General features: G+C 53.1%; 2 protein-coding genes. Both read right to left on the bottom strand.

The annotated features are described in order from the left end of the window. Positions 1-459, bottom strand: a 459-nt coding sequence (locus tag CFERDRAFT_RS11600) for a glycosyltransferase (RefSeq protein ID WP_006367417.1), incomplete at its 3' end; no start/stop codon positions are given. A 26-nt stretch (positions 460-485) separates the two neighbouring features. Beyond that, positions 486-2248, bottom strand: a 1763-nt coding sequence (locus CFERDRAFT_RS11595; RefSeq protein ID WP_006367416.1) for a tetratricopeptide repeat protein, incomplete at its 5' end; no start/stop codon positions are given.

Below are 2248 nucleotides of genomic sequence, written 5' to 3'. Positions count from 1 at the left end.
TGCCCCGCGGTTATCCGGACGGGTAAAGAGCTCAACACCATAAGCCTCTGCAAGCTCTCTGGCCTCCTCTTTGTATCGCTCAATCGACGAGTCATCAAGCAGATAGATCTTCTTGTTGGGGTATTCCAGATTGATACAGGTCAAGAGGGTATTTGCAACAATTTGTTTAGGTTCGTGCCGTGCCGGAATGGCGATGGCGACAGAGGCATCCTCTCCAGGCTCTTTTTGAAGCGGTTCTTTATCAGGTTTTTGATTACGCAGAATGTTGAGGAAAAAAGCGAACGAATGAATCATGAGAAAGGCTTCCGCGAAAAAAAAGAGCACGGCAAAGATCTCATCGAATATGTTGACCCTGGCGTGGTACACAGAGTAGGTGCGGGCCATAAGATAGACGGTGAGCATGATTAACAGCACAACTATCTGGACCACAAGAAATCTGGATTTTTTTTTCTGCTTCATGGAGTTGTCCGGTCAAGTAACATTATTTAAAAACTCCAGAGAAGTTCAGCACTCAGCCTTCTGTCCTGATAGATTGAGGCCGATGTATCCCATGTATATTGACCGTCCAGCGACGAGGAGAAGCGCTGGCTCCAGTCATGATGGATTCCGGCCTGAACCTGGTGTGATATATTGCCACCGGGCTCCAGACTTAGCCGGAAAGCCGTGCTGAAATAGCTGTCGTTTCCACCCTGAAAAAGCTCCGCATTCTGAAAATGATGCCGCCACTCGATACCTGCCGTATGCGTGACAAACGATGAGGGGGTCCAGTAGGTCGTACGCCGCTCGTTGAATGCATACTCCTGTATCCGGTAGCTGATGTTCAGCCGTTCCGGGTCATAGAGCAGGCGAGCGGTCAGATCCGCTCCGGCGGTTACGAGCGTGTTGCCGTCGGAATAGAGGTCAAGGGCATAATCAGCACCGGCATTCCATCGATGGTAACCATCGTAAACTATCCTGCCCTGCCAGCGGCTGGTCTGAAGATGGTTCCGGTATGTTGTGGAGTTCTGTATCACCTCTTCGCGGTGGAACCCGAGGCCGAGATGCAGATTATCAACCGGATTGCTGACCGCCTCGGCGTATCCGGTTTGACTCTCCTGCAAGCCATCAGAGTTCTGCCGCCAGCCTGAAGCCCCGCGCAAAAGAATATCCGGCTGGTTACGGTATTCAATGCCGATGGTCATTCCGTGGCTTATTGGGGTCAGTGAGGTTTCATCAAAATGATAGAACCGGCTGTCGAGCTTCATAAAGAGCGAAAACCGGTCATCCACCTGACGTGAGAAGGTTGTGTAGTAGCCGGAGAATGCTACATCGGTAAGCCGCCCCCCACTTATCGCTTTAGAGAACTCAGCCCCGCTCTGTACCTGCGTCATCGATGAGTAATCCCTGCTCTTTTCTCTGGCTGTTATAGCCATGCGATGATCGGGAACGGCTGCCAGCAGTTCGTCATAGGTTGAAGAGGCTTCCCGCCATCGGCCCTGCTGCATGGAGAGCTGGCCGAGGTCAAAGAGCGCTTCAGGGTGAAGTGGTTCAGCATCAAGCCATAGTTGATAGGCTGAAAGGGAGTGGCGATATGCATTACGGTAGTACTCCCGTTTGGCCGCAGCCTCTGCTTTCAGCGCGCTGTTTTCCGGATATCTCTGAATGGCTTTATCATATTCGGCAAGGGCGCTGTCGTATCGGGTCATCCATCCCAGTACCCGCGCTTTTTCGCGATAGTAGAGAGGTACGGGATTTGCGGCAATCAACCGGTCGTAGGTGGCAAGGGATGTGTCGTAATCGCGCTGCCAGCTTGACACCTGTGCAATCAGGAGCAGCGCGTCGAGGTTGCCGGGATGAATCTGCAGCAGTTCGCGGCTTCTCTTTATCGATTCACTATAGTTCCCCTCTGCCATTGCTACGCCGGCAAGCCGGAGATAAAAGAGGGGGAGTTCAGGCTTTTTGGTGATCAGTTCGCGGTAAAGCGCAGAGGCACGAGCATACTCTCTGCGGGAATAAGCGAGTTCGGCCCCGGCCTGAAGCACCCCGGTGTCGCCGGGATAGCGTTCGGCAAGGGCGGTAATCACGGCAGCAGCTTCAGCCTGCTCCTTCATCGTCATGAGTGCATTGGCAAACGAGACCGCCTGCTTTCTCTGGAGTTTGCCTGCTCTCCAGAGCTCCCGATACCGGGTTACTGCAGGTTCAAATTGTCTGTCGAGAACGAGCAGATCGGCATATTCACCGTTGACTGTGTCGTTTCCCCGACCGGCAG

The organism is Chlorobium ferrooxidans DSM 13031 (assembly GCF_000168715.1).
GTDB lineage: Bacteria > Bacteroidota > Chlorobiia > Chlorobiales > Chlorobiaceae > Chlorobium > Chlorobium ferrooxidans.
The sequence above is the reverse complement of the archived record's forward strand: the minus strand, read 5'-3'. Positions and strand labels throughout refer to the sequence as shown.